The organism is Aquimarina brevivitae (assembly GCF_004216895.1).
Taxonomy (GTDB): domain Bacteria; phylum Bacteroidota; class Bacteroidia; order Flavobacteriales; family Flavobacteriaceae; genus Aquimarina; species Aquimarina brevivitae.
The window spans coordinates 889,105-905,505 of record NZ_SGXE01000001.1 but is presented as its reverse complement, the minus strand read 5'-3'; the positions used below and the strand labels follow the sequence as shown (position 1 = coordinate 905,505).

Annotated in this window: 19 protein-coding genes; 14 read left to right on the top strand and 5 right to left on the bottom strand. The window is 35.1% G+C overall.

Features of this window, described 5'->3' with window-relative positions; translation table 11 throughout:
* The first annotated feature begins 60 nt into the window (after positions 1-60).
* The 13 genes from EV197_RS03695 to EV197_RS03640 all read left to right on the top strand — a co-directional run bounded on the left by EV197_RS03695 (position 61) and on the right by EV197_RS03640 (position 11,289).
* A complete protein-coding gene (locus EV197_RS03695) occupies positions 61-1,320 on the top strand; it encodes a helix-turn-helix domain-containing protein (protein WP_130285379.1) in 1,260 nt (419 codons plus the stop codon).
* A gap of 146 nt (positions 1,321-1,466) precedes the next feature.
* A complete protein-coding gene (locus tag EV197_RS03690) occupies positions 1,467-3,077 on the top strand; it encodes a fibronectin type III domain-containing protein (RefSeq protein WP_130285378.1) in 1,611 nt (536 codons plus the stop codon).
* A gap of 216 nt (positions 3,078-3,293) precedes the next feature.
* On the top strand, positions 3,294-3,782 hold the full coding sequence (locus EV197_RS03685) for a hypothetical protein (protein WP_130285377.1): 489 nt from the start codon (positions 3,294-3,296) through the stop codon (positions 3,780-3,782).
* A 149-nt stretch (positions 3,783-3,931) separates the two neighbouring features.
* Positions 3,932-4,942, top strand: a complete 1,011-nt coding sequence (locus tag EV197_RS03680; RefSeq protein WP_130285376.1) for a DUF6242 domain-containing protein — start codon at positions 3,932-3,934, stop codon at positions 4,940-4,942.
* A gap of 91 nt (positions 4,943-5,033) precedes the next feature.
* Complete coding sequence (locus tag EV197_RS03675; protein ID WP_130285375.1) at positions 5,034-5,240, top strand: hypothetical protein; 207 nt, start codon at positions 5,034-5,036, stop codon at positions 5,238-5,240.
* Positions 5,241-5,357: 117 nt separating this feature from the next.
* A complete protein-coding gene (locus tag EV197_RS17000; protein WP_165388994.1) occupies positions 5,358-5,498 on the top strand; it encodes a hypothetical protein in 141 nt (46 codons plus the stop codon).
* Positions 5,499-5,522: 24 nt separating this feature from the next.
* Positions 5,523-6,137, top strand: coding sequence for an SIMPL domain-containing protein (locus tag EV197_RS03670; protein WP_130285374.1), 615 nt, complete (start codon positions 5,523-5,525; stop codon positions 6,135-6,137).
* 2 nt (positions 6,138-6,139) lie between these two features.
* Positions 6,140-6,751 carry a hypothetical protein gene (locus EV197_RS03665; protein WP_130285373.1) on the top strand — a complete coding sequence of 204 codons (612 nt, stop codon included), beginning with the start codon at positions 6,140-6,142 and terminating at the stop codon, positions 6,749-6,751.
* Positions 6,752-6,857: 106 nt separating this feature from the next.
* On the top strand, positions 6,858-7,013 hold the full coding sequence (locus EV197_RS03660) for a ComC/BlpC family leader-containing pheromone/bacteriocin (protein WP_130285372.1): 156 nt from the start codon (positions 6,858-6,860) through the stop codon (positions 7,011-7,013).
* Between the two features lie 198 nt (positions 7,014-7,211).
* Positions 7,212-7,784, top strand: coding sequence for a collagen-like protein (locus EV197_RS03655; protein WP_130285371.1), 573 nt, complete (start codon positions 7,212-7,214; stop codon positions 7,782-7,784).
* Positions 7,785-8,094: 310 nt separating this feature from the next.
* Positions 8,095-8,778 carry a hypothetical protein gene (locus tag EV197_RS03650; RefSeq protein ID WP_130285370.1) on the top strand — a complete coding sequence of 228 codons (684 nt, stop codon included), beginning with the start codon at positions 8,095-8,097 and terminating at the stop codon, positions 8,776-8,778.
* 158 nt (positions 8,779-8,936) lie between these two features.
* On the top strand, positions 8,937-10,856 hold the full coding sequence (locus EV197_RS03645; RefSeq protein ID WP_130285369.1) for a T9SS type A sorting domain-containing protein: 1,920 nt from the start codon (positions 8,937-8,939) through the stop codon (positions 10,854-10,856).
* A 40-nt stretch (positions 10,857-10,896) separates the two neighbouring features.
* Positions 10,897-11,289: a DUF2721 domain-containing protein gene (locus tag EV197_RS03640; RefSeq protein ID WP_130285368.1), complete on the top strand. Its 393-nt coding sequence runs from the start codon at positions 10,897-10,899 to the stop codon at positions 11,287-11,289.
* Between the two features lie 22 nt (positions 11,290-11,311).
* On the opposite strand, the gene pyk is transcribed toward EV197_RS03640, so the two are convergent.
* From pyk to EV197_RS03615, 5 genes are all read right to left on the bottom strand, one after another.
* Positions 11,312-12,739, bottom strand: a complete 1,428-nt coding sequence (pyk, locus tag EV197_RS03635) for a pyruvate kinase (protein ID WP_130286183.1) — start codon at positions 12,737-12,739, stop codon at positions 11,312-11,314.
* Positions 12,739-13,230, bottom strand: a complete 492-nt coding sequence (locus EV197_RS03630) for an IPExxxVDY family protein (protein WP_130285367.1) — start codon at positions 13,228-13,230, stop codon at positions 12,739-12,741. The genes pyk and EV197_RS03630 overlap by 1 nt, the downstream gene beginning before the upstream one ends.
* A 169-nt stretch (positions 13,231-13,399) precedes the next feature.
* Positions 13,400-14,134 carry a ribonuclease III gene (rnc, locus tag EV197_RS03625; RefSeq protein WP_130285366.1) on the bottom strand — a complete coding sequence of 245 codons (735 nt, stop codon included), beginning with the start codon at positions 14,132-14,134 and terminating at the stop codon, positions 13,400-13,402.
* Positions 14,134-15,387, bottom strand: coding sequence for a beta-ketoacyl-ACP synthase II (gene fabF, locus EV197_RS03620; protein WP_130285365.1), 1,254 nt, complete (start codon positions 15,385-15,387; stop codon positions 14,134-14,136). Before fabF ends, rnc begins: the two co-directional genes overlap by 1 nt.
* A gap of 17 nt (positions 15,388-15,404) precedes the next feature.
* A complete protein-coding gene (locus EV197_RS03615) occupies positions 15,405-15,638 on the bottom strand; it encodes an acyl carrier protein (RefSeq protein WP_024768509.1) in 234 nt (77 codons plus the stop codon).
* A gap of 184 nt (positions 15,639-15,822) precedes the next feature.
* On the opposite strand from EV197_RS03615, the gene purN reads away from it, so the two are divergent.
* Positions 15,823-16,398 (top strand): phosphoribosylglycinamide formyltransferase, encoded by a 576-nt coding sequence (purN, locus tag EV197_RS03610; protein ID WP_130285364.1) that lies wholly within the window; start codon positions 15,823-15,825, stop codon positions 16,396-16,398.
* Positions 16,399-16,401: the final 3 nt, after the last annotated feature.

Below are 16,401 nucleotides of genomic sequence, written 5' to 3'. Positions count from 1 at the left end.
ATGATCCTCATTCTTAAACTATGAGGTTAGACACTATTTGAAAGACAAAAAACAGTTGAAATGGACTTTCTAAAATTTAAACAATTCAGAAGCACTTTAAGCACAGATCATTTATTTGAAGGGGTATTCATAAGCATACTAATAATTGCATTATTTACTAATCAAATCCTATTTTTCAGTATAGCATTGGGTTTAATTATAGCTAGCTACACCACCTTACAATCTTCTAAAAAAGGATACCATAAAACGCAGATCGTATTGCAACATACATCGGATATTCATCTTAATCAAAACAATTTAATTCATCAAAAGTTTGATGCTTACAGTGACGTATCCGTTAAGAATTCTACCAGAAAGTCAAAGAGAATTTCTAGCAGAAAAGAGTCATCAGCAAAAAACAATAATCAAGATAGTATTCCATATTTAAAGGAAAATTTTGAAGAATTAGATGCTGACATTCTAAGAAGGTCACCAGTACAAACAATTTCTGTGTTAAGTTATTTTGCTACTTCATTGTTCGAAAAAAACAATAAAGATGAAGTACTTTGGGATATTGTAGAAAATTGTATTGCTTACCTAAATCTCGAAGATTGTGTAATATATATGCTTGATAAAGAAAATAAGACTTTGATTCAAAAAGCTGCTTTTGGCAACAAAAATAATGGAGAGAAAAAAATTGTAAGTCCAATCCAAATAAAGATTGGAAATGGCATCGTAGGTAAAGTAGCACAAACCGGAAAATACCAATGTATAAAGGATGTTACTAGCAACAAAGCATATATTGTAGATGATGCAGTAAGGAAATCTGAATTGTCAGTACCTATTTATATTAAAGGTAAAGTTATTGGTGTTCTGGATTCAGAGCATTCCCAAGCGAACTTTTTTACTAAAGATCATATCTTTCTGTTTCAATTAATAGCAAAACTCACGGAAAAAAAGCTTACGCACATCTATAACAATAGTGGCGTTTCTTCTTTAAACAACGATAACTCTTATTTTAAAGAACTTGAGCAATTAATGAAAGAAGCTAAAATATACAGAGACCCGAACTTAGGGCTTTGTAGTGTTGCTCATAAAATTAAAATAAGCAGTAATTATTTATCTCAACTAGTAAATAAACTTACAGGAAAAAACTTTACAGATTACATTAATACCTTTAGAGTTGAAGATGCCAAACTGAAACTTACCAATAAAAACTATTCTAATTACACAATTGTAGGCATAGGTCTAGAATCTGGTTTTAATTCAAAATCTACATTCTATAGTGCTTTTAAAAAACTAGCAGGAAAATCACCTAGCACATATAGACAAGAAGGGTAAGTTGTCCGAATTCTTTGAAATTCAAATTTTCTGGACAACCATCACGCGCTGCTCTTATACTTTTAATGTTACCCAGTCAACAATTGTAAAAAGGCTATGATTCTTATACGATTAATAAGACTGTGTATAACGAAAAAGCGAGATTTATGAAAAAGAAAGTTTATTTAGCAAATCTTATTATCATTTGTCTATGGTTTTTGGGATGTAACAATGATGACGAAACCACAACGAATCCACAAAATCAAAGACCTGGGAATATTAATATAGAAGTTGACCAAATCACAAATAATACTGCACTATTATCTTGGAATGCTGCAGTTAATCCTGATGATGATTTAGTGACCTACACCGTGTTTCTGGGAGATACCGAAATACAGTCAAATATAGAAACTACGGAATTCCTCTTAGAAAGCCTTATTGCACAAACGAATTATAACGGTAAAGTAGTGGCTTCTGATAGTAACGGAGGTACCTCTGAGAATACATTTGATTTTACAACGTCAGAAGGTGAGACAACAAATGAACAACCTTCTATAGCTTGGGAAAGGTCCTTTGGTGGTTCTCAAATTGATGAAGCCAATGCTGTAGTACTTACACAAGATGGTGGATACGCCATTGTAGGCACATCCTATTCTGACGACGGAGATGTAGAAAGCAATAATGATAATGATGGTTACTTAGGCGGAGACATTTGGGTTATCAGGTTAGATAGTTCTGGTGATTTGATATGGGAAACAAACCTGGGTGGATCTCTTGATGAACGTGGAAATAGCATTCGACAAACGTCAGATAATGGATTTATAATTGCGGGATCCTCTAACTCTAGTGATCAGGATATTAGTGGAGATAGTTCCTTTGTAGATTTTTGGGTGGTAAAATTGGACCAGAATGGCATTCTGGATTGGGAGGTTAATTATGGAGGTGGTGGAAATGAAGGAGCTAATTCCATTCAGCAAACAATGGATGAAGGTTATATAGTAGCAGGCTTTACGTCATCTTCAAATGGCGACGTTGGAGGAAATAATGGGAGTCTTGATTATTGGATTATAAAATTAGATACTACAGGTAGCTTAGTGTGGGAGAAAAACCTTGGTGGTAGTGGGATCGATATCGCAAGAGCAATTGAGCAAACAAATGATGGAGGATACATCGTTGCCGGATCATCTGCATCTTCAGATGGTGATGTGGGTACTAACTACGGAGAAGAAGACTATTGGGTTGTAAAGCTCGATGCTTCAGGTAATCTGGTGTGGGAAACAAATTTAGGGGGATCATCTGAAGATTTGGCTTATGACATCGAACAAACATTAGATCAAGGTTATATTATCGCTGGATATTCTGAATCCTCAGATATCGATGTTACTGATAACCACGGAGGAAGGGACTTTTGGATCGTAAAACTTGATATTTCTGGAGGCATCGTTTGGGAAAACAATATAGGAGGATCAGAAAGCGATACAGCCAGCTCAATTCAGCAGACCTCAGATCAAGGTTATATCATAGCAGGCAACTCTGCCTCTAACGACTTTGATACCAGTACTAATTTAGGAGCTCTAGATTACTGGGTATTAAAAATAAATGATACCGGAGTGTTAATGTGGGAGATTAGTCTAGGTGGTCCTCTATCAGACTATGCAAATGCAATACAACAAACCAATGATGGATATATCCTTGCAGGATATACACAAGGTCCCGGAGGAGATATTGGTGGTACAGGTAAAGGAAGTTGGGATTATTGGGTAGTAAAACTTGAGTAAGAATCATCTTCGATTAAGCCAAGTAATGATTAGGTTTTTTGTCGAATTGCTTTTCATTACACCAGGATCCTCATTATCTAAGCTAATCAACTACGGAGTGAGGATCCTTTTTTACCCTAATTATTTGTCCTGATTTTTTGAAATTCAAACATACTGGATATTCAATAACCGTATCGATTATACCTTTAAGCTTATTAACTTAAATATGTTTCAATTATGAAAAAACAAATTAAAAAAATTACTGTATTATGTACTATAGTGCTTCTGGCATCTTGTACTAAACCTGAAATCGAAAACGAAGATGAAAATCTTTCTACACCACAAATCGAAATTGTAGAAAATGGAAAAGACTGGGGATTCCCTGGGGACGATGAATTGCAAAACCCCCATATTCCCGGAGTATTTGGACCTTCCGCTTTAGACGCTTACGAGAAAGGGATTTATTCCTATTTCCTTCCTAAAGATGTTCTTGCTGAACTTCCTAGTCATTTAAGGGATTTTAAAATACGTTTTTGGGCAGAGAATTATCCTGGTTTCCTGGACCTTATAGAAACTGAAAATGCGGGAGCTAGCACTTCAGGAGTTGAATTTCCTATTTATGGTAGTGGTAAAACGACTAGATGGCGTCTGGAGTATATGGTATATAATAAAAAGACAGGGGAGTTTGTTGATTCAAAATTTAAAGATGTTTTAATTACTAATTAAAAGTATTACCAAACAGTTTGAAAAATTCAAACTGTTTGGTTCTAATTATATATTTCTAAATACAGAGATTAGATTTTTCTCTTCATTAAGGACCCAATATTATAAGCAGTTTCTCTATACACTTTCAATTAATAATAAAAAAGATACTAATGAAAAATAGCTATTATCAACTATATCGATTCCTTCTATTATCTCTTTTAATTGTCGGTTGCGAACCCGAAGAAGTATACAACACTGATACTTCACAATTAACAAATGAAAACACTGAATTTTATAAAAATAGTAATAAATCAGGTATTACTGTAAATCAAGAAGCTCCCTATGGAGGAAGAGCATCACATACTTCTACTATATTCAATAAAAAGATGTGGGTTACAGGAGGTATTGAAAGTCAAACTTCGTTTAACGATGTATGGTGTAGCGAAGATGGTACAAATTGGAAAATTGTTAATCCTTCGGCCAACTTTGAGCCGAGATATGGACACGCGATGACCCCTACAAAAAATAGCATGTGGATCACAGGGGGTATGCAAGGGGCAACGCTGTTCAATGATGTATGGCAAAGTAAAGATGGAAAAAATTGGGTTCAGACCACGGCAAATGCTCCTTTTTCTCCAAGAAGGTTTCATTCATTTACAACCTTTAACGGTAGAATGTTTCTTATAGGAGGGCGTAGTCAGGGAACTGTTAATGCAGACATATGGGTAACCGATGGCACCCATTGGAACCTTGTTACCAACTTTGCTCCTTTCGGAAGAAGAACCGGTCATACAACTGTCGTATATAATAATCGTATCTGGGTGATTGGCGGACTTGACCAAAACAATAACTACCTTAATGATGTATGGTATTCTGATAACGGATTTGTATGGAATTTAGCTACTCCTGGAGCTCAATTCGCTCCAAGGAGAAATCAGGGACTTACCGCTAATGAAAAAGGAATGTGGTTGACTGCAGGTGCAGGGCCTAATCAAAACTTTTTTAATGACATTTGGTTTAGTCAGGATGGGATCAACTGGGAAATTGTAACCCATCCTAAAAACTTTAGCCCCAGAGCTTATCATACTTCTCTACATTTTAACAATAAGCTCTGGATACTTAATGGGTTTAGTTTTGAACCAGATACTATCTTTTATCAATATATCTGGGGGTATGATTAAGATTTTAAAAAATATAAATTATAAAAGTCTCTTTATAAAAAAGGGGTTCATCCTATTGCTTATACTTCTTAAAGGATGCAATAGTGATGAAATGGATACTAATCCACCTGTGTTAAATATACCGCCAGTAGCCTTAGGTCACGTAGATACCATCATTCCTTTTGGGGCAGACCTTACTCCTTCACAAAAAAATCCGGCCATAGAATATTTTACAAATCAGGCAGCTGTTTCTGTACAATCAGTTTCGGAAGGAGTTGTAGTAGACATTAGGAACAACCCTAATATTGATGATTATTAGATATGGATCAAACCATCTGAGCTACCCAATTGGCTTATCATCTATGACCACGTTTTAAATGTAGCAGTCGCTGTAGGAGATCAGATAGCAATAGACCAAAGTATAGGAACAGTTGGTGTGAATAACAGAATTGAACTTCAAATCAATGACAATCAAAACCTTGCCTATTGCCCATTACAATTTGGCACTGACGATTTTATTCAACAGCATCTTAACTTTTCTGACCAATGGTGCCTCAAAGAAACTGTTTTCCCATAAAATTAAATTTAAAATATACTTAGCATGAAATCTATTAAAACAATAACACTAATCCTTTTTTTAAGTCTTTGCGTAATGAATGCACAACAAAAAAACACTATAACTGTCTTTGGAGAAACAATTAAAAAAAATAAAATAAAAGATTATATAGTTAACATAGAATTTAGGGAGATTTACCCGGATAATTACCGCAATGTAGACGGTAAAACAATTGACCAGGTAAAAAAGGAATATGCATCCGCTCTAAGTAAAGTAAATATTGATTTTAGTCAGTTTGAAGAAGATGTGCTGTACCGTCTCTCATCATACGCCTATAACACCTCCGAGTTTTATATTTATCATACAAATTCTATGGATGAAGTAAAGCGTATTTTAAGCCAAAAAGTAGAGGGTGTTATCAACACTAGAGTAGACGTATATGCAGAGGAACTATCTGATAAGGAAATAGGCGAACTATGTAAAAAAGCTACTGAAGATGCAAAAAGTCAGGCAATGATTATTGCATCAAATATAGGACGAAAAATAGGGAAGGTTGTGGCTATTGAAAACTCAAATCATAGAAATCAGGGCTTCTACATTGGTAGCATGAAACAGCCAACCAAGTATCATATAAAGGTTACCTTCTTACTAGAAGATTAGCCATGCATTCCTTTAAAAAATCCATAGTATTGATTACCCTTATTGCACTAATTATAGTAAGTCTTTGTTTCTTTTATTGTAATGTCCCTAAAAGTGAACTCAGTAAAACCATAAATCCCGGCGCTAATGTTATAAGTATTAATTATACCTACTGGTGGAACCAAACAGGGCCATTTATAGGTAACTGTGGGGAAAAATACGGTCTGGTTGTTTTAGGAACAATAACTGATCTTCAACATTCTATACAAAAGAAAAACTACCATTTTAAAAAAGGATTAATAAGGATCGATAGTGTATTATATGATCAAAAGAACCTGCTACAGGTCAAAAACATTTCTTCCCTAAGTTCTGATTGTTTTAGAGATGTAAAAGCTAAAGAGGGAGATTTAGTTATGGTCTTTTGTTACCTATATCAAAAAAAATTGTCGATCCCAGGAGGTAAATCAATAATTAAGATAAGTGATTTTAAAGATCCTCTCGTAATTTCAATAGCAAAATATATAGAAGCTGATCAAAACCCTCTGATTATCTTAGAAGACCTTGAGCTATGGACTAAGGAAGGTCTTGGAGATGACCTCCAACAGATACTTAATTGCAAAAAAATGTTTAACTGAAGGTGTCCTGTTTTATTGAATTTCAAAATTTTAGGATATTAAAACACTCCATTCTTCTAAGTTTATTAAGAAATATGATTTTAATATTAATCAAAACTATTTAGAAATGAAAAATCTTGAAAACTTTAAAAAATTGAACAGAAAGGAATTAGCCTGCATAAAAGGAGGACAGGATAATAGGCAACCAGAACCTGTCCCTTTTTTCCTATGTCCAGAGTGTTATTATATAGCCGCAATTATGGCTACCAGGGGAGTAAATTAAAAATAAAGAATTGCTATAAAAAAGGAGAACCATAAGTATCTCCTTTTTTTTAAGCCTATTCAGGGTGATCAATTAAAAATGAACTACAACTATAGTAAGACGTCCGAATTTTTTGAATTTCAAACATGTCGGACATAGAGATCAGTACCCCACTATATGTTTGTATCATAACTTTTAAAAACATAAAAAATGAAAGCGATGAAAAATTTAATTCGGTACACAGCTCTAGTTTTAGTATCAATAACGATCTTTTCTTGCGAAGGAGAAGACGGACCGGCAGGACCTATTGGTCCTCAGGGAGAACAAGGTCCACAAGGTGATCAGGGACCTCAAGGTGATCAAGGGGATCCAGGGACTGCTAATGTAATCTATTCGGACTGGATACCTAGAGATTTCTTGTTAGATGGGGCACAAGAAACAAACCTTATGGGTCTGGGTGCAATTAGCGATACTGAGTTTAACGCCAACACAGATGCAGTTTTTGTATATGGTAGAAGAGCTACAGATAGCAGTACTGATGGAGTTTATATTCTTCCCTATCTTTTATCTTCTCAAAATGAAAATTATACATTTGGATTATTTGAAGGAGCAGGAGAAACAAGCATACAGGTTAGAGTCAACACTACAGATGGAGGCACGAATAATTTCACCTTTTTTAACGACTTTAGATATGTAATTATCCCTGGAGGTCAAGCCGCAGGAAGGTCTGTGGAGAACTTAAATAAAATGTCTTATGAAGAAGTTGCAGACCTTTATAATATCGATAAATAAGCAGTAGTACAAAATCCTTTAAGGTAATAATACTGTAATCATATATCATTACAATAAGTTAGTTTGTGAATAGAGTTATTTTCCTCTATGCAATAAGCAGTAAACTTTAACAAGAGTTTGCTGCTTTAGTTTTTCATAAATACGTCCGGATTTTTTGAATTTCAAATATCCCGGACACGAAAAAAACTACAGAACCTAAGTTTGTAACTTAACTTTTCAATTAAGTAACAATGCAGATGGGAACAAAGTGATATCTCAATCTACAAACCAAAAGATTTGTTCAACTTAATGAAAACAAAGAAATCAAATTATGAAAAAAACGATACTGATCATCCTGACTTGTGTAGTAATAGCTTGCTCTAATGATGACAATGGTCCTGCAACCGCTCCTGTTTTTGAGTATGCAAATGATATAACAACCTCCGCTTTTACTATGGGTAATACTACTGCACCTAACGTAAACTGGAATGGAAACAGGGGAAGTTTTTCAATTGAAAATACTCTTCAGGGAGTCTCAATTGATAAAAACTCTGGAGTTATCTCCTGGGATACATCACTACCATGGGGAAACTATACGCTAAAGATTGTTGCTACCAATATGGCTGGTAGCTATGACGCTTCAGTTGAAATTCATAATACGCTAAATGCTACTTTTAAAGGCACATATAGCCCTGGTATTTCTCAAGAAGGAAATTCTTCTTATGAAATGGAACTAGTTTTTACGGAAGAAGGTATCATTACAGGTTATACCCAATATATAGATTCTGATGGGGTACAACAAGGGCCATTTGATTTTACTGGAGAATGGTACGGTGATAATGGAAGTATTAATTTTACAGGATTCTTAGAATTTGAAACCTCAACCAATACCAACAATTATAACGCTACATTAGAATATATAGGCGATGATGTATTCTTAACAGGCACTTATGATTTGGGCCTACCTATACCGACAAACAATACATTCGAACTTAAATATGAAAAGTCTCCCTGATAATAAATTTGCGCAATAAGTTTAATTGTTCAGCTATATTATCCATACTATAAAAAGCTTTGTTGCAATAAAATCCTATTTGATAGCTAGCAATTAAGGTAAACAGATTATCCCACCATCTTTAACAAGTAATCATTTGCACTACAAAAACAAATGCTATGAAAAACTTTAGAAATATTATCTTGATTTGCTTTCTATTGCCTGCAACTAGTATAGCACAATACGATCTAATTGTAGAAGTATCAGAATCCACAGGAACTGCACCTTTCTATGTTTTTTTTGATGCGACCACGTCTTTAGGCCTAGACAATGACAATGATTTAGTAAATACCGATTTTACCTGGTATTTTGAATTTGATGACACTCTACCCATAGAGGAGCAACCTTTCACCAAAGGAATGGTAGCTGGTTATGTCTTTGAAAATCCCGGCACCTATAACGTGTTATGTAGGGCTACATTTCCTGATGCCAGTACAGAAGAGGAAATCATATCTGTAACTGTATCGCCATTTATAGGTACAACCTATTATGTAGCCAATAATGGGGATAATGCTAATGATGGATTAAGTGTCGATTCCGCGTGGTTAACTGCAGATTTTGCACTACAACAACTAACAGACAATACTCGATTATTGTTTCATAGGGGAGATACTTTTGATACTCAGGGGCAAGATATTTTGAATCTTCAAGGTGATGCAAAAATTTTAGGGTCGTATGGATCCGGAGCATTGCCAATTTTAATCTCTGATGGACAAGAAGTATTAAGAATACGAAATTCTTCAGATATAAAATTGATGGATTTACATTTGATACCCTATGGTACCGGACCCTTTGGAGCAGGAGGATTATCTGTTGTCAATAATTCTTCTCATATTTTAGCATTAAGAATAGAGATAGAGCAAACTACTGGAAGAGCTATATTTCAGGATGAATCTGATGTTTTTGGTGTTTTTAATTCTAGCATACATGATTTTGGGGTTATTGGAGTTTATTCAGGTAGGAGTAATCGGTTTTCATTTGTATCCAATAGCGTGAATAATCTTATAGGGGCTCCTCAACCAGAGCATGGGGTTCGTGTTCAGGGAGGAGAAAAGCAATTTATCGCTCAAAATAATTTTACCAATTTGGCGGATACCAAAACCGCATTAACAATTAGAGGTGATGGTCAAAGACACGTTATGATCTATCAAAATATCATGGATAGACTACTAGGGATTAATCCTCAAAATGCACAGACTATAGCCGCGATAAGAGATGTAGTCATAGAAGCAAATTATATAGGTCAAAATCCGGATTATGTAGGGCAATCATTTGAACCTTCAAATAATGGTATCAATATCGAAGCAACACATATCGGTATTAGAAATAATGTAATCGATGGTTATAGAAATGCAATATTTGTAGGTAATGACGGTAATGGAGTACTCTCTGGGCTAGTTGATATTCATCATAATACCGTTAATTGGAGGCCTGTTTCTCCTCAAAGCGGAACCTCGGGTAGAGCCGTTAGGGTAAGAGATGCATTTGATGTTAGCATAAGCAATAACATAATATCGGCACCTAATGAAAATGAAGGTGAAATACTTTCTCAGGATGATATGAGTACAAACATAATTGTCTTGAATAACTTAATCACAGATTCACCTCATTACATTGCAGAAACATTACCTGGTTCTGCTGCTGACGAAAATACTTATCTTAATTATCAGACAACGCAAAATAGCCCTATGATCGATCAGGGAGGTACGGCTACTCCCGTTTTTTACGATATTTTTAATACCTCCAGGCCTGTTGGCACTTCCAAAGATTTAGGAGCTTTTGAATATAATCCCACCTTAGCTGTAGAAGATCAAAACAATAGTTCGATCGTAATTTTTCCTATCCCTTCAAAAGACTACCTATACTGTTCAGATAAAAATTGGTATGACCAAATAACCATTTATAACGGAGTAGGAAAGAAAGTAATTGAAAAATCAAAAGCTAAATTTCCAGTATACATTAAAGACTTAAAAAAAGGAATTTATTTTATAATTGTACAGCGAGGCATTTTAAAACGAACCTTGAAATTCATAAAATGATCCAAAAAAATCAATTACATTTAATGTCAAAAATAACAATATGACACTTACAATGGGAATACCTGCATTGCTGTTTCCTGCTATTTCTTTAACTATGCTTGCCTATAATGCCAGATATTTAGCCATTGCAGCATTAATACGGCAGTTACATTCTGAATTCCTGGAAACTTCCTCAACAAACATCAGCCTTCAAATTAAAAATCTTAAGAAGAGACTGGCACTAATTAGAAATATGCAAGCCATTGCTATCTTAAGCTTTTTGGGGAGCGTAATTACTATGTTTTTGTTATATGTAGAATTTATAGATTGGGCCAACGTCGTTTTTGGCATTAGCTTGCTGGCCCTTATGGTATCTTTAATTTTGTCTTTTATTGAGGTTCAAATATCCACTAAAGCGCTTTCCATACGGTTACATACGATGGAACGAGATTGAGTTTGTATTCAAGTTTAAGGTATTATACTTGAGAAACTCTAAGCGTATTCACCATCCCTTTTTCTGATACTGGCATTGCAGCCAAATTGATGAGCATGTCACCCTTTTGAACAAAACCTCTACTTGTCGCCAATTTATTGACATCATCTACAGTTTCATCTGTCGACACATACTTATCATAATAAAATGCCTTTACGCCCCATAGCAAGCTCAATTGCGAAAGAATTCGCTTATTACTGGTAAATACCAAAATATGTGCCCCAGGTCTCCAGGCAGAAATTTGAAATGCTGTATACCCACTATTGGTTAAAGTACATATAGCCTTAGCGTCTATTTCATTAGCCATCAGTGCGGCGTGGTAACAGATTGATTTGGTGATAAAACGGTTGGTCCTAATATGTGGTGGGTTTTGCGGAACACTAATTAACTCTGAAGACTCTACACTTTTAATAACCTTAGACATAGTTTCAATTACCTGTACAGGATATTTACCAACCGAGGTTTCACCTGATAACATCACCGCATCTGCTCCATCCATAACCGAGTTCGCCACATCGTTTACCTCTGCTCGGGTTGGCGTTAAACTATCGATCATCGTCTCCATCATCTGAGTTGCTATAATCACAGGGATTCTCGCCATCTTAGCTTTCCAAACCAGTTTCTTTTGAATTAATGGAACTTCTTGAGCGGGTATTTCAACTCCAAGATCTCCCCTAGCCACCATTAAGCCATCGCAATAGGCAACAATCTTATCAATATTTTCTACGCCTTCAGGTTTTTCAATCTTTGCTATTATTGGAATTTTATTGTCGCTATTTTCTTTGATTAGATCTTGTAATTGCATTAAATCCTTGGCGTGACGCACAAAGGAGAGTGCAATCCAATCTACATCTTGCTTACACGCAAAAATGGCGTCTTTTATATCCTTTTCAGTCAATGCAGGTAAGGAGATATTAGTATTTGGAAGGTTAACTCCTTTTTTTGATTTTAAAGGACCTCCTTGAATGACTTTTGCACGTACAGTATCTTTTCCATTCGTACTTATTACTTCAAAAATTAATTTTCCGTCATCCAATAATATACGTTCACCAGGTTTTACATCTTTTGGAAAGGTATCATAATTCATATATACTTTGTTATGACTTCCTTCAAAGGGTTTTCCTGTTACAAAGTTTAATTCATCTCCTTTAGCTACGACCACATCGCCCTTCATTACCCCGACTCTAAGTTTAGGACCCTGAAGATCAGCTAAGATAGCTGCATTATAACCAAATTCATCATTGAGAGCCCTAATCATCTTAATGCGTTCCTCCACATCGGCATAATCCGCATGCGAAAAATTTATTCTAAAAACATTGACCCCTGCGTCCAACATTTGTTGTAAGATCTCCTTACTACTCGTTGCTGGTCCCAGAGTTGCTACTATTTTAGTTTTTTTACGTTTAGGCATCATTCAAATATTAAGTTATTTTTTGATTTAAGACCGGATTTATCTATGCTATACGCAGTTATAATCTGAGTGATGTTTTGAAGCTTAGATAATAAAGACTTTGCCAAAAATTGATCCGACTCAGAGGTGACTTTAATAAAAAAATCAACTGACTTATATTCAGGAATAAGCTGTTTAACAAACATCTTTTTGGAATCCTCTTCAAATAAATTAGAGGTATTTCCAGTACTGATCTCTGCTTCAGATTTATGAATATTAGTAATAAGGTCAAAGGTTACATCACTAAATTCATCATAATAAGTATAGCGTTGAAAACTTGCTGTCGTATCCTTAAAGTCAAATAAAACATCCTTTGAGGTTCTGGCTAATTTAATATCTAAATGTTTATTAATTAAATAAGCAAGCCGATAAGGAGCTAATGAACAGTGGATCGCAATTAATTCGAAATTTTCGTCTTCAAGCGAATCTAAAATTAAACGCTGAACAGCCATTTTTTAAACATATTTTTCCGATTCTTATGGAAAGATACGAATAAATATCAGGTAATATTTTAAATAAAACTAAAGATATTAAGCGAAAACGATTGAGTTAATCATTTATAAAATCAAATGAATAAAAAAGTTAGAAATTGGATAAGTGTTTTAGTTTTAAGCGGCTTTATCAATGATTAATTTTGGATTGTAACGCAAAGTAAGCTCTTCTTGAAGCTTTTTCTTCTGCTTTTTTCTTGGAAGTTGCCCTTGCTTTAGCCACTACTTTTTCATCAATCCATAATTTTACAGCAAAGTGTTTTATTTCATCTCTACCAGTATCCTCGTATACCTCGTACTCAAAACTATTTTTTTCCTTTTGGCACCACTCAATAAGTAAACTTTTATAGCTTATGATCTGACCCTCTAAACTTTCGATATCAACATAAGGATTGATTACTGCTTCTTGTATAAAACGTTCGCAATAAACAAACCCCCTATCGAGATAAATAGCACCTATAAGAGCTTCGAATAAGTTTCCGTGGATATTGACCCCAAACTGGGATTTTGGAATATTGGTACGTACCAATTCGATAAGTTTTAAATCCTTACCTAATTCATTAAGGTGTTTTCGACTGACGACCTTTGCACGCATTTTAGTTAAGTATCCTTCATTACCCTCCGGCACTTCCATAAATAAATGGGCAGCAATCACACTGCTAAGCATAGCATCGCCTAAAAATTCTAATCTTTCATAGTTAATCGCATTACCCTTTTTATCCTTTAAATTCATGGATCTATGGGTAAATGCTTTTTCGTAATGCTTTATGTTTTTGGGCTTAAAGCCAACAATTTTTTGAATTTGGATAAAAAAATTCCCGTTCTTTTCAGAGCGGGAATTTAATATGTTACGAATAACACTCATTATTCGTCTAATTTTTTGAATAAAACACAAGCATTATGGCCTCCAAAACCAAAAGTATTGCTCATAGCATACTTAATTTCGCGCTTTTGAGCTTTGTTTAAGGTTAAATTTAAAGAAGGATCTATGTTTTCATCAACCGTTGTATGATTGATTGTAGGAGGAACTAGATTATTATTCATCGCTAATATGGAGGCAATTGCCTCTATAGCTCCTGCTGCACCCAAAAGATGCCCTGTCATAGACTTCGTTGAATTTATGTTGATATTCGGTGCGTGATCTCCAAAAACGTTGCTGATAGCCTTCAATTCTGCTACATCTCCTAATGGTGTGGAGGTTCCATGCGTGTTTATGGCATCAACTTGCTCTGGGTTTACACCGGCATCTCTTAAACAATTTTCCATAACCCGAACTACGCCAATTCCATCAGGATGCGGAGCTGTCATGTGATATGCATCACTGGACATTCCACCACCCACAACTTCTGCGTAAATCTTGGCTCCACGTGCCTTTGCATGCTCATACTCCTCTAAAATTAAAGCTCCTGCACCTTCTCCTAATACAAAACCATCTCTGGTAGCGTCAAAAGGTCTGGATGCTGTTTCGGGACTTTCATTTCTTGTAGATAGCGCGTGCATTGAGTTGAACCCTCCCATACCAGCTATAGTAACTGCTGCTTCACTACCTCCGGTTACAATGACATCGCAATGCCCTAATCGGATATAGTTTAATGCATCGATCAGCGCATTTGCTGATGAAGCACATGCCGAAACTGTAGTATAGTTGGGTCCCATGAATCCATTTCGTATAGAAATATGGCCTGGTGCAATATCAGCAATCATTTTAGGAATAAAAAATGGATTGAAGCGTGGAGTTCCATCTCCATTAGCAAATCCAATCACTTCTTCCTGAAAAGTTTCTAATCCTCCAATACCTGCACCCCAGATAACACCTACTCTAAACTTATCGATCTTATCAAGATCAATAGCCGAATCTTTTATCGCTTCTTCGGAAGAGATAATAGCATATTGAGCAAATTTATCTAATTTTCTGGCTTCTTTCCTATCAAAAAAATCAGTTGGGTTATAGTTTTTGATCTCACAAGCAAATTTAGTCTTGAATTTTTCGGTATCAAAATACGTTATCGGAGCACAACCGCTTTTGCCGTTTGCTAACCCATCCCAATATTCTTCAATAGTATTACCTATTGGTGTCAATGCACCAAGTCCTGTGACTACAACTCGCTTTAAGCCCATATAATCTTGTGAAGTTATTACTTTGCGTCTTCGATGTAAGATATTGCTTGACCTACAGTGGCAATATTTTCTGCTTGATCATCAGGAATCTGAATATCAAATTCTTTTTCAAACTCCATGATTAACTCAACAGTGTCTAGTGAATCAGCGCCTAAGTCGTTTGTGAAGCTTGCTTCATTTACAACTTCGTTTTCGTCCACTCCTAATTTGTCAACGATAATCGCTTTAACTCTTGATGCAATGTCTGACATAATGTTTAATTTTAATTTTTAATTTAGGTGGCAAAAATAAAAAACTTTATTTTAAAACCCCACAATCCCTAAAAAATGTGTTTGTATTTTTCAAATATAGGGAAGTATCTAGGTTTTTACTACGTAATAATTAACAATTATTATTTTTTTTGCATTTATTTATAACGCCAACCAGACACATATTATGAAAAAAATCATCATTTTCGCTTCGGGCTCGGGAACAAACGCTGAAAATATCATCAAATATTTTCAAAACAAGAAGAATGCAGTTGTAACCCATGTTTTTTCTAATAAATTGGGCGCTAAAGTGCTTAAAAGAGCTCACGATCTCAAAGTGAAGGCACTACATTTTGACCGAGAATCGTTTTATGATACCAATGAAGTGTTGCATATTTTAAAAGATGCAAATCCTGATTTAATTGTCTTGGCTGGCTTTTTGTGGATTTTCCCAAAGAAAATTATTGATGCTTTTCCGGATAAAGTTATTAATATTCATCCTGCGTTACTCCCCAAATATGGAGGTAAAGGCATGTACGGCAGTAGAGTACACGAAGCTATTATCCAAAATGGAGAAAAGGAAAGCGGCATAACGATTCATTATGTAAATGAAAATTATGATGAAGGTGCCGTAATATTTCAGGCTAAAACCGAAATTAAAGAATCTTTTACACCTGAAGATTTAGCAAAGGCTATCCATAATTTAGAATATAAACACTTTCCACCCGTTATTGAAAAAGTATTAGGATTAGAATCGAAATAGAAT